The organism is Adlercreutzia rubneri, assembly GCF_009755265.1.
GTDB classification, from domain to species: Bacteria; Actinomycetota; Coriobacteriia; order Coriobacteriales; family Eggerthellaceae; genus Adlercreutzia; species Adlercreutzia rubneri.
This window is the reverse complement of the sequence record NZ_WPOO01000014.1, coordinates 1-25,689: the sequence shown is the minus strand read 5'-3', so window position 1 is coordinate 25,689 and position 25,689 is coordinate 1. Positions and strand designations below refer to the sequence as shown.

The following is a 25,689-nucleotide window of genomic DNA, read 5'->3' as shown; positions in this document are numbered from 1 at the left end:
GCGGCGATGACGCCCTATCACGCGCCCAAAAGCGCCACGAGCTCGCGGCGGTTCGCGACGCCGCACTTCTCGTAGATGTGGCTCATGTGGGCCTTGAAGGTGCCCTCGGCGATGAACAGCTCCTGCATGATGGCCGGGCCGTTCTTGCCCTGGGCCACCAGCGCCAGAATCTCGGTTTCCCGCGGGGTGAGGCGGGCGTGCTCGGCCAGCTCGGCCGCCCGCTCGTCGCGCCGCAGCTCTTCCGGGGTCTTCTCCACAAGGCCGCCCGCATCCAGGATGCGCACGCCCCAGCGGCTCGCCAGTTCCTTCTCGGACAGCAGGATGAGCGTGGCCGCCAACATCATGGCCACCACCGCAACCGCGATGACCGCGTCCTGGGCGCCGGCGTTCATGCCGGCCGCGACCATGGCCTCGGCGACCCCCTTGCCCCAGATGACGAACACCTGCTCGGCGCCTTTGATGGCGGCGAAGATGACGACCGTGACCCCGAGGCGCTTCGAGATGTCGTACAGGAGCAGCGCCACGATAATGCCCACGAGCGAGTAGCTCATGGAGATGAGATAGCTGGACGCCGCCGTGCCGAAGACGCCCTCGACGGGCACAAGCAGAAAGCCGCACACGATGAGCACGAGCGGCGAGCGGTACAGCGTCCCGATATTGAAGCGGTTCGAGAAGAAGTAGGCGCTCGCGAACAGCACCGCCATGACGATGGCCGTCGAGACCGACGAGTGCATGCCGGCGCCGGCGGCCAGCTGGTGCTGGCGCAGCCCGTAGGCGAAGGAGTACAGGGCCAGAAGCACGAAGATCTTCCACGGGTAGGTGAACTTCGGAATGACCGGCGAGGGGCGATCGGCGACGGGCAGCGCCGAGAAGGCCCGGCGCAGGCAGAGCAGCGCCACCGGCGGCAGGATCACCAGAGCGCAGGCCACGCGCAAATCGTCCAGGCCGTCGCAGAAGAACACGCAGACGACGGCCACCAGCTGGGAGGCCGTCGTGTACAGGAAAATGCAGATGAGCGAGATGCAGCTTAGGACCTCGGCCCACAGAAGCAGGAAGAGGCCGAAGCCCGCGCCTCCCGCCGCCGCGCCCGCGGCCACAAGGGCAATGGCCGCCGGCCCTGCGACCAGGCCGATGCCGACCGCAATGAGGCACAGCGACGCCGCGACCATCAGCGCCGCCGACGCCGCGCGCATCCACCCCGTGGCGTTCAAGGGCAGAAGACGGCGCGCGGCGAGCGCCACGGCAATGGAGATCAGGCAGAACGCGTAATCGAAGATGTCGTGCAGATCGAAGGCGGCCGGCAGCGCGAGGGCCGGCGCCGCCACGGCCAGCGTCACCCAAGCACGGGCGCAGCCGAGCGCGAACAGGTAGGGCAGTATGCCCCGCAGGTACAGGGAGCGGTTCTCCCTCCCCTTTCGTATGTCCTTCAACAGGTTCCCCATGACGGCCATTATAGCAGGTGACGGGGCCGGCTGGCGGCCGGGTCGGCGCTTTCCCGAGACCTTGCGACATCGGGGCCGCAAAGGCCGCAAAGGCCGCAAGGGACCGCATGCAAAAAGCCCGGCCGATGGGGAGGGAACGTCGGCCGGGCACGGGAGGGTGAGACGACAGGTGGCCTACAGGCTCGCCACCAAGCGGCCGGTGTAGTAGCCCGAAGTGATGGCACGGCCGATGGAGAGCCCCTCGATATCCATGGGGTAATCCACGCCGCCGAAGAACTGGCCCGAGGCGTTGCCCACGGCGTACAGGCCGCCGATGGGCTCGAACTCCCCGTTCAGGCACTGGTGGTTGCTATCGACCACGAGGCCTCCCAGAATGGCCGGCAGCTTGTTGGAGCCGCGGGGGATGGCGTAGTAGGGGCCGCCCTCGATGGGCACGAGGTACTTGGCGGCCTTGCCGAAGTCCTCGTCGCGGCCGGCGGCGCACAGCTCGTTGTAGCGGGCCACGGTGTCGGCCAGGGTGGCGGCATCGATGTTCGTGAGCTTCCAATCGTTCTCCGCGGCGTAGGCGTTCATGGCCTCGGCCAGGCCCTCAATCGTGTCGGCGGTGATCCACTTCTCGGGGTTCACCTTGTTGTCGCCGTTGTATTGGGAGATGTCGTAGGGGCTGGCGGCCTTCCACTCCTCGTAGTAGCTTTCCCAGTTCGCGGGCACCAGGCTGAAGAACTTCGCCGCCGTGGAGTCCGCGAAGCCGGCCTTCGCCAGGTACGGGCGGGCGAAGTTGTTCATGTAGCCCATGCGGCAGCAGGTCTCGTCCATGAAGCGGTTGCCCTCCTGGTCGACGAAGAGGAAGGGCATCTCCAAGCGCACGGCCGCCGGCTCGCCGTGGATCATCTTGGTGTGGGTGTGCGGCGTCATGATGGCTCCCGCGTTCATGCCGGCCACCAGGCCCGAGCCGTCGCGGAAGTCGGTGAACAGCGAGAAGCCCTTGGTGTCCGGCGCGTAGTAGTCGAGCATCTCCTGGTTGGAGGAGTAGTCGCCGCAGGCCAGAATGACGCCCTTGGTCGCCGTGAACAGGTGGTGCGCCCCGTCGGCGTCCTCGCAGATGGCGCCCGTGACCGCGCCGGACTCGTCGGTTTGCAGCTGCTTGCAGGGCATGTTGTAGAAGAACTCGGCACCGGCGGCGGCCAGGTTCTCGGCGATCACCGTGGCGGCGGCGTTGTGGTTGCCCTCCACGTGGAAGTAGGTGTTGGCGTGCAGGTGGATGTCGTAGCCGTTGTAGGAGAGCACGGCATCGTGGGGCTTGCTTTCCACGCCGCCCTTCGCCGCCTCCTCGGCCCACCAGGCCAGGGCCTCCTGGGAGTTGTGGGCCCAGATGTTCACGAGGTCGCGGTTGGAGCGGTAGTCGCTCTTCCAATTGATGAAGCTCACGCAGGCCTGGACGGCGGCCTCGTCGGTCTGGGTGAGGTCGATGGAGGCGGCCATGTTGCCGGTGGTCTGGGCGGCGTTGATGTTCTGCACGCAGGCCACGCGCGCCCCGGCCTCAAGCGCGGTGTGCACGGCAGACAGGCCCGACTCGCCGGCGCCGACCACGACGACGTCGTACTCGTGGGTCTCGGCGAAATCGGTGATGGGCTCCTGCGGCGCGAGGAACGCGGGGCCGGTAGCGGCGCCCGTGCCGGCCAGGCCCTTCTCAGCAGCGGCCTCGGCGACGGTCTTGGGCTGCCCGCAGCCGGCGAGCGTGCTGGCGCCGGCCACGCCGAGCGCGGCCAGGCCGCCGAACTTGAACAGATCGCGACGAGTAACAGTGGTGGTCATGGTGAACTCCCTCTCTTTCCGTTGCGCGGGACGCCTTTCGTGCGCCCTCGTGCCTCTCCTTGCGCCGGGCGCTCCTTCGCGCCCTGCGCTTTGTCGGGCGCCGCGCGCCCTCCTTGACAGATGCCGTCCGGGGAACCACGACCGCGGCCTCCACCGCCGCTCTCGCACTCGGGCAGCCTTCCAGCTGCCGCCCGAGTACGGCACCTCGCGACAACCTTCAACTGGTGTGCGGGTTCGGCACCCCGTGACGATCCCCACTATGGACGCCGCCGCGCCATCGCGCATCGGAAAGCGAGCGAGAAAAAGATTATTCTCGTAATCTTTTCCCTAATCCTTTACTCTGAACTGGGAAAACTATTTTCTTGAAAAGCACCTAGCGAGGCTGCTCTTTGAGACAGTAATCCTCGAGCGACCAGCCCATGCGGAACAGATGCGCTTGCCGGTTCGCGAATTCCTTGCTTTGGGGACGAAATCTTTTGCCCCGCCGGCGATAGCACTGCTCGGCAATGCGCCGCATTTCGCCCGAATCGCCGATCTGCCCCGCCGTCACGGTAACGACCTTGTAGCCGTCTGCCTCCAGCGCCAGGCGCTTCTGGGCGTCTCTCGTCAACTGTGAGGAGCTGGTGTGCTCGGCCGTTGAGTCGTACTCGATCGCAAGGCGAGCATCAGCAAAGAGGATATCAGGGACGAGCGTGGTGCGGCGTGCTATCTGCTGAGCCTTGTGGCTCGGCCGCAACCGCCGGTTTACCGCAAGGTCTGAGAGCTGAAAGCCGCCATAGCGGTAAGGCAGCCCGAACACCATAGCGAGAAACGCCTCCGGAGGAGAGGCTGCGCCTTCCGTAACCCACGGGAGCGCCCGACGAGCCTCCTTCACGCCCTTGATTCCGGGGTTGGCGCGAAGGAACGCTTCAATGCGCCGCTTCGAGGTAAGAGGCTCGCGTCGCCCAAGCTCGCCACCCTTCCCAGCGTCGAGGTAGAAGCGGCCGCAAAGCACATTGCCCGCGCGAACGAGCTCGTGAAAAGGAAGCGACTGCACAAGCTGCACGAAACACAGCTCGGGGCAGGAGGCGAACACGCCGCTTTCCACGCGGCAGAAGTCCTTTCCCTTCGGCATGCGAACCATGAGATGGCAGATCGCTTCCGACAACGGCCTTTTGGTATGAGACGTCGTAGAGACATGATGCGGCCGGGGCAGGAACGGGAAGATTCCTTCCAAATGGCGCAGTGCTTCAAGGACGGGCTCGCAATTCTTCAGAATTTTCGCCGACACCTTGCACGAGGCGTCGGGCGCCGACGGCGCGCAAAGCCAGTAGGAGAAAGCCGATATGCCAAAGAGGATCAACCGCATTCGCGGCATTCTAAGACCTCTGCTCACCACGTGTTCTCGGAATAACGCGATACATGAAATATCCTCTGCTGAAAGTAAATGCATCATCTTTTGCCGAGCGAGTGCCCTGCTGCCGACACAGAGCCCCCGCGTCGCCCATACGCCACCTTCTCCGCGCGAAGCTGGCATAGTGGCTTGAAAATGACGAAAGATCGGAATGCAGTAGAAAATCAGCGCTTCAATCGCTTGAAATGGCTTGAAAAACACGAAAGATCAGCAGTTGGCGTCCCAAAAAGGACGGTTATGTCTCGATTCGCGGAGTTTTCCCAGGTGGCGTATTACAACGAAACGCGTTTTTCGCCTCCGACGCCGATGTTTCGTGATTTTCAAGCCATTTCAGCAAGCAGCGCCCGCAGTTTTGCGCGCCAACGCAAGCAAGAGGTCGAGATGCCCCGCGTGGTGGGGGAAGGGACCCGCGGATTTGCACACAACGCGACATCGCCGAAGGAGGGCGGTCGCCTCGCCGAAGGACGGCCGTCCCTAAAATCGCATTTTGCAAGCCAGACAAAGGGAAACAGGGAACCGCTCGACATGAACAGGCGAGCTGCAAACGCGTTTAATGCAAGAACATGGCGTCGCCGAAGGAGAGGAGGCGGTAGCGCTCGTCGATGGCGTGCTGGTAGGCGGCCAGGATGTGCTCGCGGGTGCTGAAGGCGGAGACGAGCATCATAAGCGTGGAGCGCGGCACGTGGAAGTTGGTGATGAGGGCGTCCACCACATGGAACTCGTAACCCGGCAGGATATAGAGGCTCGTGGCCTCGCGATCGCGGGCGACAAGAGCGCCCCGGCCGCCGTCGGCCTCGGGATCCCAGGCGCTTTCCAGGCTGCGGACGCTCGTCGTGCCCACGGCAACAACGCGGCCGCCCGCGGCGTGGGTCGCGTTCACGGCATCCACGGTGGCCTGGGGCACCGTGTAGAACTCGGTGTGGATGTGGTGCTTTTCCGGATCGTCCTCGTCGACGACGCGGAAGGTGTCCAGGCCCACTTCCAGCTCTACCGTGGCCCAGCCGATGTCGCGCTCGCGCAAGCGCTCGATGAGCTCGGGCGTGAAGTGCAGCCCGGCCGTGGGCGCGGCCGCCGAGCTTTCCCGGCGCGAGTACACCGTCTGGTACAGCTCCTCGTCGCCGGCGTAGTCGCGGATGTAGGGAGGCAGCGGCGTGTGCCCCACGGCGTGCAGGGCCTCGTCCAGCGAAGCCAGCGGCGTGGAAAGCCGCGCCACGCGCTCGCCGCGCTGGCCGTCGCGGGCCCAATCGATGATCTCGGCGGAAAGCACCACGTCCCCGGCGGCGTTGGTGAAATCCACCACGGCCCCAGCGCCCGGCTTCAGGCGCTTGCCCGGCCGCACGAGCACCTCCCAGAAGGCCACGCGGTTCGTGCGCGGTTCCGGGCCTCCGCACTCGCGCAGCAGAAACACCTCGGCCGCCCCGCCCGTGCCCCGCTTGGCACCGAGCAGGCGCGCCGGCATGACCCGCGTCTCGTTGGCCACGAGCAAATCCCCCGGCCGCAAGTAGTCGATGATGTCCTTGAAGATGCGATCTTCCACTTCCCCGCCAGCGCGATCCATCACGAGCAGCCGGCACTCGTCACGCACGGCCGCCGGCTCCTGAGCAATCAGTTCTTCGGGCAAGTTGTAGTCGAAATCATCGGTTCTCATGAAAAGCGCTCCTTAGAATGCATGCAGGCGCTATACTACCATGACCCAACTCAACCCGCGTCGTCCGGGTGCCGAGGGGGTGCTCGCAGCCCGCTGATCGCTTTATCCCCCTCCGAACGCGATAACAGAATCAGCGAAGATGACGCACATCAGTCGGTACCATCCCGGCATCGCTGCTGCTGAAGTGGAAGCTGATTCTTAACAATCGCGTTCTCCGGGGGGCGATCAGAGGTCTGCGAGCACCCCCTCGGCACCCGGACGCCCATAGATACGTTTGAACAGAAGGAGCGACTTTGGCACTCTTCGATTGCACGTGCGACGCTACCAGCGGGCACGCCCGCGCGCTCACCTACACCACCGCCCACGGCGATTTCCACACCCCGATGTTCATGCCCGTGGGCACCTCCGCCACGGTGAAGGGCATCACGACGAGCCAGCTGCGCGAGCTGGGCAGCCAAGTAGTGCTCGCGAACACGTACCACCTGGCCATGCGGCCCGGTGCCGACCTGGTGGCCGAGGCCGGCGGCATCCACCGCTTCATGAACTACGACGGCCCCATGCTCACCGACTCCGGCGGCTTTCAGGTATTCAGCCTCGCGGACACCGTGAAGCTCTCCGACGACGGGGTCACGTTCCAGTCCATCTACGACGGCAGCAGGATCCACTGGACGCCCGAGGAGAACATGCGCATCCAGGAGCTCATCGGCGCCGACATCGCCATGCAGCTGGATCAGTGCGCTCCCTACCCCGCCACCCGCGAGTTCGTGGCGCGGGCCGTGGACTACTCCAGCGCTTGGGCGCGCCGCTGCCTGGCCGCCCACAAACGACCCGATCAGACGCTCTTCGGCATCGTGCAGGGCGGCATGCACCTGGATTTGCGCTTGGAAAGCGTACGACGGCTGCGCGCGATCGAGGACGAGTCGCTGGCCGCGGGCGGCCGGCGCTTCGGCGGCTACGGCATCGGCGGCTACTCCGTGGGCGAGGATCACGAGGTCATGTTCGAGACCTTGGGCGAGGTGGCCCGCGCCTGCCCGGACGACCGGCCGCGCTACCTCATGGGCGTCGGCAACCCCACCACGCTCGTGCGCGCGGTGCGCGAGGGCGTCGACATGTTCGACTGCGTGCTGCCCACCCGCACGGCCCGCATGGGCACCGCGTTCTCCAGCGCCGGCCGCATGAACATGCGCAACGCCAAATACGCCCGCGACTTCACGCCGCTCGATCCGGCCTGCGACTGCCCCACCTGCAAAAACCACACGCGCGCCTACATCCGGCACTTGGTGAAGCAGAACGAGATGCTCGGCGCCATTCTGCTGTCGGTGCACAACCTGCACTTCCTGCTGGATCTCATGCGCCGCGCGCGGGAAGCCGTGCTCGCCGACGTCTACGAGGAGTTCTTCGAGCAGTGGATGGAAAGCGACGCGGCGGCGGACTACTAGGCGCCCGTTAAGCCCGGCGGCTCCGCCACCACCGTCAACCGCCGTCGGAGTCGCCGACGCCACACCGCGCGGCAACCGCCGGACTGATGCCGCGCTCCCCTTGGAACCAGTTTCCGTTTCGGCAGCCTGACGTCGGAAAACATTGTTGACGAGCGTCAATACCACATATCGTCCGCACTTTGGTGACGGTTTGTCAAAATTCATATTACAGCTTGCTTACAACTGGCTACGAAACGGAAACGAGTGACCCGCTCCGCTGACAGCTTCGTGACGTGCGACTACACTGAGCAGCAGTTTTACTTAACGCGACTGCCGTCCAAAGAAGAGGAGAGAGGGCCGCGGGCGCTGGAATAGCACGGGAAAGGACCGATCATGACCGCTCAGCTCGCAGACAAGCTTCGCCCCTTCGGCATCGACTACGTGGACGCCATGGACCGCTTCGGCGACAACGCCGAGCTGTACGAGCGCCTGGCCCTGAAGTACCTGGACGACGGGCATTTGGTGGCGCTTCAGGCCGCCATGGAGGCCAAGGACTACTCGGAGGGCTACAGCCAGGCCCATGCGCTGAAGGGCGTGGCGGGCAATCTGTCGTTCAAGGATCTCTACGAGTGCGCGGCGCTCGTCTCCGACGCGCTGTACGCCGGCGAGTACGAGGCCGCCGCCAAGCACCTCCCCGAAGTGGAACGCGCCCACGCGCTCGTCATCGAAGGCTTGGAAGACTGGCGCGACGACACGCTGTAGGCGCTCGGCACAACCTCCTGTGAGCTAAAACCCCGGCGATGGAAGTCGCCGGGGTTTTTCAATTTGGAGCATGGAGCGAGTGTAGCACCCTCCGTAGGGGGGGGCGACCTTGGCCGCCCCTCGCCGCAAGCGAGACTCCCCCACTCGGGAGGGCCGGCCAAGGTCGGCCCCTACGGATGGGACGCAAGCAGCCCGTTCTCAGTTGTCCTTAAAACCGGCCTGATCGACGCGGCCGGAATAGTCGCGCGGGGAGCGGGCGTTGGCGGCGGCGCCGAGATCCTCGTCGCCGACCTGGGGCTCGGGGATTTCCGCTGACTCGTCGGCGGGATCGAGCCCCGCATCGACCCGCTGCATCATGGCGCGCCACTCGTCGTACATGACACCGACGTAGCTGATGCCGCCCCCGCCGAAGGAGTAGCTGGGGCAGGCAGCCGAATACACCGTGACGCCGGCGTCCTTCAGGGCGAGGGCCGTGTCGGCCAGCTCGGCCACAGTGTAGTCGGTGGTCACGCAGGCGGCGAGCGAGCCCACCAGTGAGGGCATCTCCGTCGGCGGCGAGGCGAGCACTTCATCGGCGATGGCGGAGATGATGGCCCGCTGGGCGGCGGCACGGCTGAAGTCGCCCGAGGAAACGGCGTGGCGCTCGCGAGCGAAGGCGAGGGCCTCTTCCCCGTTCAGCGTCTGGGTACCGGCGGCCAGCGTGATGCCGCTCGTGTCGGAGGTAAAGCCCTCGGGCACGTCCACGGTGACACCGCCGAGGCGATCGACCAGCTCCACCAGCTGTTCGAAGCGCAGCTCGACGTAATGGGTGATGGGCACGCCGGCGAAGGCCGACAGCGCCCGCACGGCACCGGCCGGGCCGCCGAAGGCCAAGGCGGCGTTGATCTTCTGGGTGCCATGGTCCTCGATCTCCACCATCATGTCGCGGGGCACCGAGACGAGGTGCACCGTGCCCGTCTCGGTGTCGACGCGGGCGAGCATGGTGACGTCCGAGCGGGCGATCGTTTCGTTGGGGCGCGCGTCACAGCCGAGAATGGCCACGTAGTAGGCGGAGAAAGCCGGCTCGTCGGTTTCCTTGGCAGGCGCATCGGGCGCGGCGGCCTTGGGCTTCGGCGGCTGCAGCGCCTCGGCGAGGTCGTCCTGCTGGGCGGCGTCCATGCCGCCGGTAAGGGCCAAGTCAAGGGTATGCAGATACAGCGCCGCCACGCAGCCGAGAGAAAGCGCCGCCACGACAACGCCGACCGCCACCGCCAGCGCGATCTTCTTCCGCGTCCATTGAACGGGGATGTAGCCTTCGGCGGAGTCGCTCAAATTCTTCGGCCCCTCCACCGATTCTGCCAACTCCCCCGATGCCAGCTCCTCTTCCATAGGGTCTCCTTGCGCGCGCTTCGCCTCATTGACACTTTGACAAACAATTATAGCGCGCAGGGAAAGACTCGAGCGCAGCAGGCGGAGATCAACTCATCGGGCCCCGGAAACCTCCGTAGGGGGCGACCTCGGTCGCCCCTCACCGCAAGCGAGACTCCCCGCTCGGGAGGGCCGACCGAGATCGGCCCCTACGATGGGCTTGCAGGCCCGTTGCAGATCCATGCAAGGAAGATGAGCGGCGCCTTCTACAGTTCCACGCGCTCGAACATCTCGCGGGGAGCGCCGCAGATGGGGCACATGTAGCCCTCGGGCAGGCCGTCCGGGTAGCCTTCTTCGATGTAGCCGCAGATGGTGCAGCGCCAGGCGATCTTCTTGCCGGCTTCGGGCGCGCCGGCAGCCGTCTCGGTGACCCCGGGGACCGCCGCCTCGTCGCCGTTGTTGTAGGTGGCGGCCTTGGGCGGGGTCTTGCCGCCCTTCACGGCGTGGTAGTAGGCATAGGTGAGCGGGTCGCCGGCGGAAAGCACCTCGGCTTCTTCCACGACGCCCACGAACAGGTAGTGGCTGCCCACGTCGATGGTCTCGGTGACGGAGACGGAGAAGCGCGCCAGGCCGTGCTCGGTCACGTAGGGCACCTCCGCGCCGTCGAGGGCGCTCGCGCAGGCGGCGAACTTGTCAGTGTCGGCGGAAGTGTGGAAGCCGAAAGTGCCGATGAGCTCCATGGGCGTGTCCTCGGCGAGCACCGTGGCGGCGAAGCGGCCCGACTCCAGGATGGCGGCAGTGGTGGCGTTCTCCTTGTTCAGCGACACCGACAGCGTGGCCGGCTCGCTCGCCACCTGCACGAGCGTATTTACCACGCAGCCGCAGCGCACATCGCCCGCCTTGGCCGTGATGAGGTAGAGCCCCGAAGACAGGGAGCGGAATGCCTTGCGATCAATCATGAAACGTCCTTTCTGCAAGCCCGAGGACTGAACCTGAAGGCCATCCCGCGGGCATTGGATACGATGACTCGCTCGATTATACTTCGTCTCGCCGGCAAAACCGCCCAAGGAGACCTATGCGTAACTCAAACATCGAACTTCTGCGCATCGTGAGCATGGTACTCATCGCCATGTTCCATTTCAGCGTGCACGGCACGTGGCCGGAAGGTGGCCCACTTGCCTCCGACACCGCCGTAGAAATGCTGAGCTTCGGAGGAAAGATCGGCGTGAACTGCTTCGTGCTCATAACGGGGTACTTCATGGTGCACAGTCGCCTGAAAGTGCAGTCACTGCTGCGCGTGGTGCTGCAGACGTGGTTCTACTCGTTCGCGATTCTTGCGATATTCGCCATCGCCCAGCCCGACCTCGTCACGCCCGATCGCCTGCGCAAGGCCGTGACGCCCATCACCTCGGGAGAATACTGGTTCATCACGTGCTATCTGGCGCTCATGGTGGCGAGCCCGTTCCTCAACGTTCTGTACCGGCATCTGAGCGACAGTGGACGCAGAAATCTCATGGTCATCGGCTTCGTAGTGCTATCCGCCATCCCGACGATCACCACCTACAACCCCATCGGCAGCGATCTCGTGTGGTTCTTCTACCTGTACCTCATGGGCGGCTGGCTGCGCGACCGCCCGCTATGGACGCGTCGCGGCAATGCCTGCGCCCTCGCGGCCGGCGTGCTGTTCGTATGGGCTTCGATGGCCGCGATCGGCTGGGCGCAGCGCGCCTTCGGGTTCGATTACGTGCTGCCCGACTACTTCATCTGGCAGTACATGGTGCCGACCTTCGCCGCGTCGCTGGGCCTTTTCAGCCTGTTTGCCGAGTGGAAAATGCCGCCCATCCGCTGGGTGAACACCGCTGCGAAAGGAGCACTCGGCGTCTACCTCATCCACGACAACCCCATCATGCGCGCCTGGCTGTGGCCGCATCTGGCATGGGCGTACGCCCTGGGCCCGGCGGCGATCCTGGCCGTGGGCGTACTGTCGGGTGTCGCGGCATACGCCATGGGCGCGACCATTGACCTCGCAAGAATTCGACTTCTGGAAAGACCCGTGATGGGGTGGGTCTCGGAAAAGTTAACTCAACCGCTGGAAAAGGGGAATCGCTGGTTAGCGGATCTGAAAAGCTCCCGATAGAGCGCACCGAAAAGGAGAGCGCTGTCCAGAATCCTCGCGCCCGCAACGACGACGATAGGCTGCCTCCGGTTTACTGGGCCCAGTTCTCACAAGCTGTCTTCGCTTGGGCGATTATCGGTAGCAGCGCGCTCTCGCGTGAGCTCAAGCACGAAAGAGAAGTCGCGCCTTGGCGATACAGTTCTTTGGGAACGCCCCAATCGAAAGCCAGTGCAAGCGCTTGTCCGATGCGACATGGTCTTGTATTTTGCAGTCGTCAAAGCTCCTCTTCTTCGAAAAGCAACCATTGCAGTCCATTCGTTCCCGAAAATGTTCAATTTTCAGATTACTTTAGAGATATTGAACACTTTGATCCAAAATTGCTCTATGATGCGTCCAGCATCGTATTCGAAGAATCGAGGTCACATCTTGTCGCTCAGCAAGAACGAATTTCTGGTATTGCGGGAAATCGTCCTGCACCCGGGCTGCGCCCAACGCAAGATCGTGGAAGCCACGGGACTCTCGCTCGGCAGCGTGAACAGCGCAGCGAAATCGCTCTCCGCGGCCGGTCTCATTGCGGACGGGGAGCCCACGGAAGCAGGCGCGGCAGCGCTCGAGCCCTATCGCGTGGAGAACGCGATCATCCTGGCCGCGGGCCTCTCGTCCCGGTTCGCTCCCATCTCCTACGAGAAGCCCAAAGGCCTGCTGAAGGTGCGCGGCGAAGTGCTCATCGAACGCCAGATCGAGCAGCTGCTGGCTGCGGGCATCACCGACATCACCGTGGTCGTCGGCTACAAGAAGGAGTACTTCTTCTATCTCGAGGACAAGTTCGGTGTCTCCATCGTTGTGAATCCCGACTACGCCTCGCGCAACAACAGTTCCTCCATCAAGCGCGTGGAAGATCGCCTCGGCAACACCTATATCTGCTCCTCGGACGACTACTTCACGGAGAACCCCTTCGAGCCCTACGTGTGGAAGGCCTACTACGCCGTGGAATACGCCGAAGGCCCCACACCTGAGTGGTGCGTCCAGACCGGCGCTCACGACCGCATCACCGGCGTGACCATCGGAGGTGCGGACGCATGGTACATGATCGGCCAGGTCTACTTCGACCGCGCCTTCTCCGAAACCTACGTCCCCCTACTGGACGCCGTCTACGACAACCCGGCCACGGCGGACAAGCTGTGGGAGCACATCTACCTGGACAACATCAAGAAGCTCGACATGGTCGCCCGCCGCTACCCCGCTGGCACCATCTTCGAGTTCGACAGCCTGGACGAGGTTCGCCAGTTCGATCCCCTGTTCCTGGAGAACCTCGACTCCGAGGTCTTCGACAACATCGTGGCCGTGCTCGGCTGCGAGAAAAGCGCCATCCACGATGTGTACCCACTGAAGCAGGGGCTCACGAACCTCTCCTGTCACTTCGCCACCGCCGACGGCGAGTACGTCTACCGCCACCCCGGCATCGGCACCGAGGCCATGATCGACCGCACAAGCGAGAGCGCGGCGCAGAAAATCGCCCACGAGCTGGGACTCGACGACACCTTCGTCCACGAGGATCCCCGCGGTTGGAAGATCTCGCGGTTCGTTTCCAACGCCCGCAACCTCGATCCGCGCAGCGATGCAGAGGTGGCTCGAGCGATGAAGATGGCGCGCCTCATCCACGAGTCAGGCGCCAGCGTCGACAACCGCTTCGATTTCTATGAGGAAGGCTGTCACTACGAGGCGCTGCTGCGCGAGAAGGGGCCCATCGATGTGCCCGGCTACCATGAGATGGCCGCCATGGCCCGCCGCGTGAAGGAGTATGCCGAAGCCGATGGGGCGCCCGTGTGCCTGACCCACAACGACTTCTTCTATTTGAACTTCCTCATCGACGGCGACGACCACCTCTACCTCATCGACTGGGAGTACGCCGGCATGGGCGACTACGCCAACGACTTCGGCACCTATGTCGTGTGCTGCGAATGCTCCGACGAGGAAGCGCTGCGGGCGCTGGAGCACTACTTCGACCGCAAGCCCACCTTCGAGGAGGTGCGCCACAACTTCGCCTACGTGGCCCTGGCCGGGTGGTGCTGGTACGTTTGGAGCCTCGTGAAGGAGGCGGAGGGCGACTTCGTGGGCGAGTGGCTCTACATCTACTACAACTACGCGAAGAAGTATCTGGCCAAAGTACTGCGTTGGTACGACGAGAGTTTCTACACGGAAGGATAGCTCATCATGAAGTACGGACTTTTCAGCGGGTGCCTCTGGGGCTTGGACACGGTGATTCTGGGCATCGCCCTCACCATGGTGCCGTTCATCGGCACGGCCGAGGCCTTGGCGCTCGGCGCCATCGTCAGCTCGGCGCTGCACGACGTGTGCTGCGCGCTGTGGCTGCTTTTGTACATGGGCGTGCGCGGCCGCCTGAAGGACACGCTGGCGGCGCTGAAGACGCGCAGCGGCAAGGTGGTCATCCTGGGCGCGCTTTTGGGCGGCCCCATCGGCATGACCGGCTACGTCATCGCCATCAACAACATCGGCGCCGGCTACACGGCCATCATCTCGTCGTTCTATCCGGCCTTCGGCACCCTTATGGCCGTGCTTCTTTTGAAGGAGAAGATCACCCCGGGCCGCGTGGTGGCCCTCATCGTGGCGCTGGCGGGCATCATCGCCATGGGCTACCTGTCGGCCGACACCACGGTGACGGGCGACCCGATCATCGGACTTCTGGGAGCTCTCGCCGCTGTGTTCGGCTGGGGCAGCGAGGCGGTGCTGTGCGCCTGGGGCATGCGCGACGACGCCGTGGACAACGAGACCGCCCTGCAGATCCGCGAAACCACGTCGGCCCTCGTGTACCTCATCGTAGTGTTGCCCATCTTCGGCGCCTGGGCCTTCACGTGGAACGCCATCCCGAATCCGGGCACAGCGGTAGTGGCCCTGGCGGCGCTCGCCGGCACGTGCTCGTACCTGTTCTACTACAAGGGCATCTCGGTCATCGGCGCCGCCCGCGGCATGGCGCTGAACATCTCGTACTCCGCCTGGGCGGTGCTGTTCGGGCTCATCCTTCTGGGCACCGTGCCCGGCCCGGTGGAGATCGTCTGCTGCATCGCCATCCTCTGCGGCACGATTCTGGCCGCCTGCGACTGGGGCGAGCTGTTCGGCACCAAGAAGGCGGAGGCGTAGAAAGCACGGACGTCCTGTCCACTTGCTCGAGCATTCCCCCGCAATGCAAGCGCCCCTCGAATACGAGGGGCGCTTCTTCGTTGAACAATTCCGTTGTTAAGCGCTATCAGCGCGTTTTATCCCACAGACCGGAGGCGTTCACGTGGTAGCGGCCGATCCAGGCGCTGGTGGCCATGGCGCCGGAGCCCGTTACGTAGTAGTTGCCGATCCACCGGTTGGCCTGCATGGCCCCTGACGAGTTGGAGTAGTACCATTTGCCCCCCACTTTATACCAACCCTTGGCCATGGCGCCGGAACTCTTGAGGTAGTACCACGTGCCGCCAAGTTTCTGCCAACCCGTCGCCATCGCACCCGAGCCCTTGAGGTAGTACCACGTGCCGCCCACCTTCTGCCAACCGGTGAGCATGACGCCGGAGGCGTCCATGTAGTACCAAGTTCCCCTCACCTTTTGCCATCCCGTAAGGTTGCGGCCAGACGAGTCCTTGAGATACCAATGGCCGCCCGAGCTCACCCAGCCCGATACGCCCGAAGCGCTCGCGCCCGTATTCGCATTGCCCGCTCCCCCTTCGATAAGCGCGCCCGAATCGTCGAAGCGGTACGTCACGCCGCCGATGGTCTGCGTGCCCGTGACCATCGCGCCGTTGCCGGGCGTAAGATAGTATCGCTTGCCATCAACCGTCTGCCAGCCCGTGAGCATCCTCCCCGACGACGGATCGAGGTAGTACCATTTTCCTCCGCTTCGGGCCCAGCCGGTTTTCATGGCGCCCGAGCCACTCAGGTAGTACCAAGACCCCTCGTAGCTCACCCAACCCGTCTGCATAACACCACTGGCAGCGAGGTAGTAGCGCTGCCCATTCACCACCTGCCAGCCAATCAGATTGTTTCCACCCGAATCGCGCAGATACCAGTTCGAGCCAACCTTAACCCACGTCTTTCTCACGGGGTTGCTTGCAAAGGCCCCGTCGAACTCAAGATCGAGATCAACGTTGCCGACAATACCATCGACCTTCCCCGACGCAGAGCACTGCCACAAACGATAACTCCCACGCGTATATGAGCACTTACTATTGTACTGAGCCACCCAACGCTCCCACTGATCGAAAACAGGGTCAGTCAAATAGTTGTTCCACCAGTTCGTGTTCGCGTAGATTCCGGGAGTATGGCCGGCTGCCGCGATCTTGTCGCAGAAGGCACTCGCCATGTTGGCAAGCAGCATTCGATTGCTCGTGCTTTCAAGGCTCTTCTCCTCCAGATCAAAATAAACCGGATAGGTCGGACTGAAGCCCTTCAGCGTGTTGATGACGTGATCAGCCTCGGCCTTGGCGGCTTCAACGGTTTTGGCATACGAGTAGATATAGACACCGTAGGGAATGCCGAGACGTTCGCACTCCTGGGCGTTTCTCTTCCATTGCTGATCAACCTGAGGGCGCCCTAAGGTTTTGACGTAGCCGCAACGCAAGATCGCGAAATCGATGCCATCAGCCTTCGCTCGTTCCCAGTTGATAAGGCCTTGCCAATAGCTGACGTCCATGCCACGCTTAACAGCATTGACCACATTGCCGTCGTTGCTTTGATAGCCGCCCTCTATCTTCGGCCAGTTCCAGCCTTCCTGATATGACAAAACCATGACATCGCCCTGTGGCTCTGGCTCCGCGAAAATCCACTCGCCTTTGTCATAGCGCCAGCTATCGGGAACATCATCGGCAGCCGCGCCCGCAGGAACACCGAACGCCGCAGAGGGCACCATCCCCAACGCCAAGACCGCCGCCAATACGGCTGCAACTGACTTTGAACGATGCGATTTCGACATAAAGAGCACCTCCTGGAAAGAGGCATAGCCGGCGCAGATGCGCAGAAGAGGGCCATGCGTACGGTTCTGGTTCGTTTGAAGCCTTCTTTTGAAGCACAATAGTAGCATCAGAAAGTCATGCGTTAAAGACCCGATATTGACGGGATGGCAAAAAGACCCGTTCTCCTATATCCAGGCACCACTCGCGCTGAAGCGATAAGTCTTTCCCCCAATCGTTATCGCCTCGTCGGCCACCATGGCCCCAGAGCCTCTGAAGTAGTACCATGTTCCGCCGATCTTCTGCCATCCGGTCCTCATAGCGCCAGATCCGCTGAGGTAATACCAGGTCTTCCCTAGTTTGAGCCATCCCGTCTTCATGGAACCCGAACCGGGATTGAGGTAATACCAAGCTCCGGAGACCTTCTGCCAACCCTCCGCCATGGCGCCGGAGCCCTTGAGGTAGTACCAGGTCTTCTCCAGCTTGAGCCACCCTGTTTTCATGGCGCCCGACCCATTAAGGTAGTACCACGTTCCTCCTACGCTTTTCCATCCCTTGGCCATAGCGCCGGAGCCGGGGTTCAGGTAATACCAAGAACCGCGAACCTTCGCCCATCCTTCCGCCATGGCGCCGGAGCCCTTGAGGTAGTACCAGGTCTTCCCCAACTTGAGCCAGCCGGTCTGCATGACGCCGGATCCGTTAAGGTAATACCAGGTACCGGAAACTTTTTGCCAACCAGTAAGATTTTTACCTTCAGGGCTGCGCAGGTACCAGGCACCGCCGCTCTTCACCCATCGAGGGGTGGTGTTCACGACCAGCGCGCCCGAGCTGTCGAAGGTATACACTTTTCCACCGATTGTCTGTTTGCCCGTCACCATAATGCCCGAAGAGGGACGCAGGTAGTAGTCCTTGCCGCCCACTTTTACCCATCCGGTGGCCATGGCACCGGAGCCGTTCAGGTAGTACCAATTGCCTCCCTGCTGCAGCCATCCGGTTTTCATGCGTGCGGATTCGGGATCGAGATAGTACCAAGAGCCCTTGACGTGCTGCCATCCGATCTTGTTCCTGCCATTCTGGTCGCGCAGGTACCAGGCGTCCCCCGTTTTCGCCCAATACCCCTCGAGCGTACCCGCCTGATTGAACGACAGCTTTCTCCCATCGATGGTCTGCTCGCCGCGGAACATGATACCGTCGCTGCCGAAATAATAGGTATTGCGCCCAACCGTCTGCCATCCAGTCTTCTTGTTGCCCGCGCCGTCCAGATAATACATGTCTCCGTTTATCATCTGCAGCCCGGTCTTGCTCGCTAGATGTCCCGAGCTGTTGTTCAACTCGTAATTGAGATCGACTCGCCCGTTGTTTCCGGAGAGGCCGGCTAGATAGCCGTCGGACGTGCATTGCCACATCTGGTAGGTGCCCTTATAGGTGCAGACGCTGTTGTATTGGGCCACCCAACGCCCCCATGCGTCGAACACGGGATCAGTCAGATAATTGTTGAACCAGTTCGTATTGGCGTACACAGCAGGCGTGTAACCAGCGCGACTCACTTCCGAGCAGAACGTGAAGGCCATTTCCGCCAGCAACGGCACCTTCTTCGAAGATTCGAGCGAGCTCTCCTCCAAATCGTAGTAAATGGGGAACTCGGGCTTGCAGTTGCTCTCCCGCAGCAAGCGAATAATATGGCCCGCTTCCCCCTTCGCCTTCGCTACCGTGTCAGCATAGGAGTACAGGTAGACGCCGTAGGGAATGCCCGCGGCGGTAGCTCCCCGAACATTATCGAGCCAGCGATCATCATGCTGGCTCTCGTGATCTTGGCCGTAGCCGCAGCGAATGATCGCAAACTCAACACCCGCCCGCTTTACGGCCTGCCAGTCGATTCTTCCGTTGTGCTCGCTCACATCGATGCCGATGCGCGTAGCGCCGACGGGCCTACGAACGTAGCTCGGTATCGTAATGCCCGTACCGGGAACGACCGTATTAGCATAAAGCGAAATACCCGGGTTTTCGCCCCCAAGACCATCGTCTCCCGGGACATCTTCCGCATCTTCGCCGGCAACAAGCTCCTCCCCTGGAAAGGCAATGGGCTCGCCATCGTCGAAACGCCAGCTGGAGGCTGCATCGTCGGATTCCGCCAGCACGGCAGCCGCATCATCGCTTGCAGCTGCATCCTGGGTCGTCGCGGCAGCCCCATCGGCCGCAAAAGCCGCGGCGGGCACCATGCCAAGCGCCAAAAGCGCTGCAATCGCGAAGGACGATGCGCTCCTCGCTTTTGCGAAAAAAGTCATACTTTACCTCCTGAAATAAATCCAAGCTAACGGGGCGCCCCGCCGCCCAACCTCTCATAATCAATTCCATGCCCCTCGGAGCTATTGGCCGTTTATGGTACCATCAGCGTTACGCAAGCAGCAAGGTATTGACGATACGACAAGGAACATTTATATCTGATCCATCAGGTATTTTTCAGAAGGAGAGTCACATGAGTTCGATCCACTTCTTAAAGCCTGCCAGCGCCTTCGGTCTCGCAGCGCTGCTCGCTTTCGGCGGAATACCCGCATCCGCTCTTGCAGCTGCACAATACGCCTGGGCAGACGAAACTGCACCACAGACCGCCAGCGCGAATACAGGCGCGGAGAACAGCGCAGACAACGATACCTCGGGGGACAGCCCCTCTACCGACACACCCCAGATTCCCGATCCCACACCGTCTCCGGAGCCCGAGCCGGAACCTGAACCTGAGCCCACCCCCGAGCCGCCCAAGCCCGCTCTCCCCGCCCTTAAGACAGGATGGAACAAGCTCGGCAACGCATGGTACTGGGGCAAAAGCGACGGCACCCCTAAAACCGGCTGGCTGAAAACGGGCGGCCAGTGGTACTGGCTCAACCCCGACGACAACGGTCGTATGGCCAAAGGCTGGGCGCAGGTGGACGGAAAATGGTACTACCTGAACGGCTCTGGGGCCATGCGGTCAGGCGGCTGGATGAAACTCGGGAAGACTTGGTATTACCTGAACAGCTCCGGCGCTATGGCCGAGGGGTGGAAGAAGATCAAAGGAACCTGGTACTATCTTAAACCTGAAAGCGGCGCCATGGCCACAGGATGGGTGCACGACGGGTCGCACTGGTACCGCATGAGTGGTTCGGGCGCCATGCTGACCGGCTGGCAGAAAGTCGGTGGCAAATGGTACCTCCTCAAGAACTCAGGCGCCATGGCCGAAGGCTGGGCAAAAGCATCTGGAACCTGGTACTACCTCATGCCCGGCTCTGGCGCCATGAAGACCGGCTGGCTCGACCTGAACGGAACCTGGTACTACCTTGACGGGTCGGGCGCCATGGTCACCGGCAGCCGCACTATCAACGGAAAGACAAACTTGTTCAGCAAAAGTGGCGTTTGGCAGGGACTTGACAAGATAGACGAGCTCTTCACGAAATGGGCCCAACCAGAAAGCAGCGCGACAAAATGGCTCATCCTGGTCGACACCAAACGCTGCAAGGTCGGCGTATTCTATGGCTCGAAAGGCAACTGGAATCTGCAGCGCATGATGGACTGCGCTCCGGGCAAATCTTCCACTCCTACGAAGAAGGGCCGATTCACCGTAGGGAGCAAGGGCTACTACTTCGATTCCGGCTCTGCACGCTGCTTCTACTTCACCCAATTCAGCGGCAACTACCTGTTCCATTCCGTGCTGTACTCCCAAACCTCCTCCCCTAAGTACGTGACCGACGGCACTATGGGTCGCCCCGCCTCCCACGGCTGCGTGCGCCTGCAGCTTTCCAACGCCAAATGGATCTACAACAATGTTCCCCGCGGCAGCAAAGTCTACGTTTGGTAAGCAAACGCCCTCCTGAAGCAAAATGGGCCGCTTTCAAAGCGGCCCATTTTTACGCTCATTTCTTAGGCGGACGACGTCTCAGGGGACGCTAGCGCGTCTTGTCCCATTTGCCGCTAGCGTTTACATGGTAACGGCCGATCCACTGGTTGGTCGCCATAGCCCCTGAGCCCTTCAGGTAATAGTTGCCGATCCAGCGGTTGGCGCCCATGGCTCCGGAAGCGCTCGACCAGTACCAGTCGCCTCCCACCTTGTACCATCCCACAGCCATAGCCCCAGAGCTCTTGAGGTAGTACCAGGTGCGCCCCTGTTTGAGCCAACCGGTCTTCATAGCGCCTGAAGCGGAGAGATAGTACCAGGATCTGCCAACTTTCAGCCAGCCAGTCTGCATCCAGCCAGAACGATCGAAGTGATACCAGGAGCCGTCTATAAGCTCCCACCCGTTGCGCGTATAAGAGCCGTTGTGGTGCCGGTACCACCACCGCCCCCCAGACTTCTTCCAAACCCCCGAAGGCTTTGCCGCTGCAGGCTTCGAGGATGCCGAAGATGAGCCAGAGCTAGAGCCACCAGCTCCGCTGCTACCCCCTGTCGCGCCTCCGGTCGACGATCCATTTCCCGTTCCGCCTGAACCGGATCCGGCAGAAGAGCCGCCTGCACCGCCGGAACCAGATCCCGCTGACGAGCCCCCCGTACCGGAAGAGCCCGAACTACCCGACCCGCCATCGCCGGGCACTGTCGTTCCAGCTCCGCCACTACCAGAGGGAATATCGGGCTTGCCACCCGTTTCAGACGGCAGCACAAAACTTCTTAGTCCAACAGGCGAGTCAAGCGTGTCCACTGTGGCGCAGAAAAGGCTCGCATCGCGCACTGTCAGGCCAACCGCCGTGGCAGAAGTGACGACAATGCCCCCAAGATGCTCCCATTGCGTGAGGTTCGACGCGGATGCCTTGTAGACACGAACCAATTGCGTTCCCGACTCTATCACAGCTAGATATAGCATGTTGTTTCTAGCGGCAACAGCAACACTGTAAGGCTTCGGGAAAGCTTCAGTCACCTCAGCCGTAACAAAGCCATCTGCCGTAATTGACGAGATGCTTACATGTTCGCCATCGGAACTCGCTATATAAGTGACGCCATTGCTCTCAGTCGTCGAGATCGACGACGAAGTTCCCGAATGAAGCACGCTCTCTTTCCATGCTTCCGCCGCCGGCCATGCCATCTTCGTTTTCGATCCGCTGCCAAAAACTACCGCAGGAGAACCCGCTCGATCGATAATTCGCGGATTGTACACCCGATCGATAGCCAATGCGGATCCGACTTTCGACAATTCACCAGCCCCAACGCGATACAGCGACCCTCCGCTGCCAAAATTATCGACATACAGATAGACGCTACGCGCAGCCACCCCCAAGACGGGCGTTGTCGCAGGTACTGTAACCTCGTCTACCACCGACCAACTCGATCCCACGCGCCTCCAAACCACCGTACGGACGCCGTCCGAACCGCACAGGTACACAACCCCGTCGCAAACGGCTAAATCGACAGCATAGAAGCTTTCAGAACAATCGCTCGGTGCGCCCAAATCGGAGCGGGTGGATCCTTCGAGGCAGAAAACTCGAGGGGCTTTTCGGAACGCCGAGCAAAGCTGGTACACTTTTCCATTCTCAGACACAAGCTTCGTGTCGTAATAGCCGGATGCCGGCAAAGCAACTCCCGCAATCTCTGGTACTTTCCACCCTCCCTCGTCTTTCGCTACGGACAGCTCGAACGTCAGCGATGCGTCATCATTGCTGACCACGCGCACCATAAGACCGGAATTTGCACCGTTGGACAAGGTGATGGCGCCCTCGCCAAGGCTGTCCGCCAAATCAAGCGAGCCGAGAGATCTTGTGCCCGCAGCCGACAGCTGGGCGTGCTTCAAATCGCCCTCACCATCCCCCCGCACACCACCGGTCACCGTCTCGTTCGGTCGAAAAAGATAAACGTAGTCTTTGTCCCCTTTATTGCCAGCATCCTTAGCTGCGGGATTCACGCGGTAGACGACTAAGCCCGTCCCGCCAATTGTGTACGTAAATCCATCGTACGCCGTGTCGAGAGCTGAGAGATTCCCTATATCCGTATTGGCAGAACGAAACTCCGCAACGAAGTACTCGGAATCAGAATAGGGCGATTTGAACTTCACTGCCGAGCGCCCCGACGCAGAAGGCGCATTCAAAGTGTGCGTCCCGGGCTCAACCTCTTCAATTTCCGCCCATCCACAATCCTGCAGAGTGATAAACAACGGCCGCATCAAACGCGATCCGCTGTTCATGGCCATGATGTCCCACATGCCGACAGCATGATTGGACAATTGCACGGTTGCCGCCCGATACAAGTCCTTCGCACCGAATGCGTGGATAGCCTCATGGACGATTGTTCCCGTATGCAGAACGTGCGTGGTGTCGACAATCGTATAGGAGCCTACCCGAGCGGCCTTGCCTTTGGCACCCACCCACAGCTCGCCGGGGTAGTCGTCCTGACGCGGCCACAGCGTCGTCCCCACCTCGGGGACGACATCACCCGTCTCGGGAATTACGAGCACGTTGCTTATATACCCTTCGCCGTTGTCAGCCAATCCGCTGAGATCCGTCTCGGGATAGCAAGCGTTGAACGCGTTCACGGCAGCTTCAACCACAGAGCTATGGGCCACATAGGAATCGCGGGATCCGGGCAACGTGAGGTAAGTCACCGTTCTGCCATCATCGCTCATCTGCGGTACGATGCTCTGGATACGACAGCGCCCAGCAGATACCTCCTTGAGATAGCTGTAGAGCGACGGGGAAGCATAGCGCGACAGCGGCTTGCCGTTCAACGAGGTGTAGACGCTCTGCCAGTTCGTGATCGAGCTACCCGTAGACACAGCGTTAAGCCCAGTATCCCCATCCCCTGTCGTATCGCCCGCGAAGCGAACAACGAGCACGAGCTGATGGCAATTGGCATCCTCAATGTTGGTATCGTAAAGCTCAGAGGCCTGTTCCTCATCAACATTAACGCCAGCCGCAAGCAGTTCGGCCCCCTCAACCTGGGAAGAAATCGCCTCTTCCTCCTCGGCCGCTTGAGCCACAGGAGCGTAGCCCGGCACCAGAGGCACCAGCCCCGCCACCAGAACTATGGATAATACAATCATTACCACGCAACGCGCGACGTTCTCAATTTCGGCACGCACGGCAGAACCTCCAACCATCCCGACAGCCCAGTCGTCATCATGTCGATAAGTCGTGACAAGTGTACCGAATTTCGCGAAAGCTTTCCAGAGCGAGCTTCCGAGCGTGATCAGAGCCCCAATGATCGCAGTCTCGCCCTAATCAGAAAACTCTTCCTGCCGAGCAATACTTTCCTCTATGCTATCGCAAGTGCGCGAAAGAGCTATCGTCTGCGTCAACTGAACGATCTTGTTGCGAAGCCTCGCATTTTCCACCGAAACAGTGAGCTGGCGGAAGATAACAATGGCGAGCATGCAGAGAAAAACAAAGTTGGCGGGTGATTCGAAGCCCAATGCATTTGAGAAGAGATAGACGAGTTGGGGGAACAGGGCCATAACAATAAGCACCAGCGCCAACAAAAACCAAAACACTGCATCTGATGTCGCTAATTGGTTATGCCGAATCTTCACAACAACATAGATGAGCGCCAAAATGGCTCCGGCGATAAGAACAATCCAATACATCTAGTTCCCCTTCTTCCGGAACCACTGTACGAACATGATGGATATACAGACTCGAAGCATATAGGCTACGGACTTTGTAAAGTTCAGGTAGCTTTCCCCTGCCGTACGGTCGCGCATCTCCACCTGCATTTCCGAAACCTTTGCACCATTGCGGATGCAAAGCGCAATGGTATCCGGCTCGGGGCTATAATCGTAGTTCAACGCGAATCGGCGAATCATATCGCGGTCGAACAAGCGCATTCCGGAAGTAGGATCCTGCACTTTCTGACCAGTGGTGAGGCGAATCATAGCCGTAATGAGCGCCGACCCGATCATACGCGCCGAAATAGGTTTCTTCTGGGCGCAGAATCGCGAGCCGATCACTATGTCCGACCCGTCTGCTTCAGCTTGATTCACCATGGGCCAAACATAGGCCGCCGAGTGCTGGCCATCGGCATCGAATTGGACAGCATAATCGTAACCGTGAGCGAAGGCGTACTTCATGCCTGTCTGAAAACCGCCCGCTAGTCCGAGATTCACGGGCAGCGTAATAACGTTGAAGCCGTGCTCGAGGCAAATCGCTTCCGTTCGGTCGGAGGAGCCATCGTTGATGACCACATGATCGACCCCCGGCGCATTGCTCAAAAGATCCTCGACAGTCGATACGATGTTCTCTTCCTCGTTAAAGGCGGGGACGATGGCCAATACCTTCAATTCTTCTCCCATGGGATCGTTGACTTCCAATGGCATTCAGTATAACTCAACAACACCTTCGTTAGCGCAAAGCACCCGAGTCATCGAAGGAATAGGATACACCGCCGATAACTCTCTCGCCAGTCGCCATAGCGCCCGATCCAGTAAGATAATACCACTTGCCTTTATCTTTGAGCCAGCCGGTCCGCATGGCGCCGGAGCCGTCAAGGTAGTACCAGGCGCCGTCCGCCTTCGCCCAGCCCGTGGCCATGGCGCCGCTGCCGGGCCGCAGGTAGTACCACGCGCCCGAGACCCTGGCCCAGCCCTCGGCCATGGCGCCGGAGCCCTTGAGGTAGTACCATTTGCCGCCGATCTTCTGCCAGCCGGTCCGCATGGCGCCGGAGCCGTCAAGGTAGTACCAGGCGCCGTCCGCCTTCGCCCAGCCCGTGGCCATGGCGCCGCTGCCGGGCTGCAGGTAGTACCACGCGCCCGAGACCCTGGCCCAGCCCTCGGCCATGGCGCCGGAGCCCTTGAGGTAGTACCATTTGCCGCCGATCTTCTGCCAGCCGGTCCGCATGGCGCCGGAGCCGTCAAGGTA

At 61.6% G+C, this 25,689-nt stretch carries 17 protein-coding genes and 1 pseudogene; 6 read left to right on the top strand and 12 right to left on the bottom strand.

Annotation, left to right across the window (positions count from 1 at the left end; all coding sequences use genetic code 11):
* Positions 1-17: 17 nt before the first annotated feature.
* The 4 genes from GO707_RS08435 to queA form a co-directional block, all read right to left on the bottom strand.
* Complete coding sequence (locus tag GO707_RS08435; RefSeq protein WP_157012794.1) at positions 18-1,442, bottom strand: helix-turn-helix transcriptional regulator; 1,425 nt, start codon at positions 1,440-1,442, stop codon at positions 18-20.
* A 174-nt stretch (positions 1,443-1,616) separates the two neighbouring features.
* Positions 1,617-3,257, bottom strand: coding sequence for an FAD-dependent oxidoreductase (locus GO707_RS08430; RefSeq protein WP_198161058.1), 1,641 nt, complete (start codon positions 3,255-3,257; stop codon positions 1,617-1,619).
* 373 nt (positions 3,258-3,630) lie between these two features.
* On the bottom strand, positions 3,631-4,851 hold the full coding sequence (locus GO707_RS08425; RefSeq protein ID WP_198161057.1) for a hypothetical protein: 1,221 nt from the start codon (positions 4,849-4,851) through the stop codon (positions 3,631-3,633).
* A 349-nt stretch (positions 4,852-5,200) separates the two neighbouring features.
* On the bottom strand, positions 5,201-6,298 hold the full coding sequence (gene queA, locus GO707_RS08420) for a tRNA preQ1(34) S-adenosylmethionine ribosyltransferase-isomerase QueA (protein ID WP_157012791.1): 1,098 nt from the start codon (positions 6,296-6,298) through the stop codon (positions 5,201-5,203).
* A gap of 293 nt (positions 6,299-6,591) precedes the next feature.
* On the opposite strand from queA, the gene tgt reads away from it, so the two are divergent.
* On the top strand, positions 6,592-7,737 hold the full coding sequence (tgt, locus tag GO707_RS08415; protein ID WP_157012790.1) for a tRNA guanosine(34) transglycosylase Tgt: 1,146 nt from the start codon (positions 6,592-6,594) through the stop codon (positions 7,735-7,737).
* 372 nt (positions 7,738-8,109) lie between these two features.
* On the top strand, positions 8,110-8,478 hold the full coding sequence (locus GO707_RS08410) for an Hpt domain-containing protein (protein WP_157012789.1): 369 nt from the start codon (positions 8,110-8,112) through the stop codon (positions 8,476-8,478).
* 198 nt (positions 8,479-8,676) lie between these two features.
* Here GO707_RS08410 and GO707_RS08405 read toward each other — a convergent pair whose 3' ends face one another.
* Positions 8,677-9,846 carry an LCP family protein gene (locus tag GO707_RS08405; protein ID WP_157012788.1) on the bottom strand — a complete coding sequence of 390 codons (1,170 nt, stop codon included), beginning with the start codon at positions 9,844-9,846 and terminating at the stop codon, positions 8,677-8,679.
* A 245-nt stretch (positions 9,847-10,091) separates the two neighbouring features.
* Entirely contained in the window at positions 10,092-10,784 is a 693-nt protein-coding gene (locus tag GO707_RS08400) for a flavin reductase (RefSeq protein WP_157012787.1), read from the bottom strand.
* Positions 10,785-10,900: 116 nt separating this feature from the next.
* Here GO707_RS08400 and GO707_RS08395 point away from each other — a divergent pair, with 116 nt between their 5' ends.
* The 3 genes from GO707_RS08395 (at position 10,901) to GO707_RS08385 (ending at position 15,100) form a co-directional block, all read left to right on the top strand.
* Complete coding sequence (locus tag GO707_RS08395; RefSeq protein ID WP_157012786.1) at positions 10,901-11,962, top strand: acyltransferase; 1,062 nt, start codon at positions 10,901-10,903, stop codon at positions 11,960-11,962.
* 363 nt (positions 11,963-12,325) lie between these two features.
* The gene (locus tag GO707_RS08390) at positions 12,326-14,149 is read left to right on the top strand and encodes an NTP transferase domain-containing protein (RefSeq protein ID WP_335878773.1); all 1,824 of its coding nucleotides are present in this window, start codon (positions 12,326-12,328) and stop codon (positions 14,147-14,149) included.
* Positions 14,150-14,155: 6 nt separating this feature from the next.
* Positions 14,156-15,100: a DMT family transporter gene (locus tag GO707_RS08385; RefSeq protein ID WP_157012784.1), complete on the top strand. Its 945-nt coding sequence runs from the start codon at positions 14,156-14,158 to the stop codon at positions 15,098-15,100.
* Positions 15,101-15,206: 106 nt separating this feature from the next.
* Here GO707_RS08385 and GO707_RS12615 read toward each other — a convergent pair whose 3' ends face one another.
* Both GO707_RS12615 and GO707_RS08375 read right to left on the bottom strand, forming a co-directional pair.
* Positions 15,207-16,910 carry a GH25 family lysozyme gene (locus GO707_RS12615; protein ID WP_198161056.1) on the bottom strand — a complete coding sequence of 568 codons (1,704 nt, stop codon included), beginning with the start codon at positions 16,908-16,910 and terminating at the stop codon, positions 15,207-15,209.
* 165 nt (positions 16,911-17,075) lie between these two features.
* A complete protein-coding gene (locus GO707_RS08375; protein ID WP_157012782.1) occupies positions 17,076-19,172 on the bottom strand; it encodes a GH25 family lysozyme in 2,097 nt (698 codons plus the stop codon).
* A 191-nt stretch (positions 19,173-19,363) separates the two neighbouring features.
* Between GO707_RS08375 and GO707_RS08370 the strand changes: the two genes are divergently transcribed.
* Positions 19,364-20,716: a L,D-transpeptidase family protein gene (locus tag GO707_RS08370; RefSeq protein WP_157012781.1), complete on the top strand. Its 1,353-nt coding sequence runs from the start codon at positions 19,364-19,366 to the stop codon at positions 20,714-20,716.
* An 88-nt stretch (positions 20,717-20,804) separates the two neighbouring features.
* On the opposite strand, the gene GO707_RS12765 is transcribed toward GO707_RS08370, so the two are convergent.
* The 4 genes and pseudogenes from GO707_RS12765 to GO707_RS08350 form a co-directional block, all read right to left on the bottom strand.
* A complete protein-coding gene (locus tag GO707_RS12765; RefSeq protein WP_302403752.1) occupies positions 20,805-23,918 on the bottom strand; it encodes a hypothetical protein in 3,114 nt (1,037 codons plus the stop codon).
* Positions 23,919-24,053: 135 nt separating this feature from the next.
* The gene (locus GO707_RS08360; protein ID WP_157012780.1) at positions 24,054-24,419 is read right to left on the bottom strand and encodes a DUF2304 domain-containing protein; all 366 of its coding nucleotides are present in this window, start codon (positions 24,417-24,419) and stop codon (positions 24,054-24,056) included.
* Positions 24,420-25,142, bottom strand: a complete 723-nt coding sequence (locus GO707_RS08355; protein WP_232325738.1) for a glycosyltransferase family 2 protein — start codon at positions 25,140-25,142, stop codon at positions 24,420-24,422.
* Between the two features lie 31 nt (positions 25,143-25,173).
* Positions 25,174-25,689, bottom strand: a pseudogene (locus GO707_RS08350) (N-acetylmuramoyl-L-alanine amidase family protein); the annotation flags it as partial.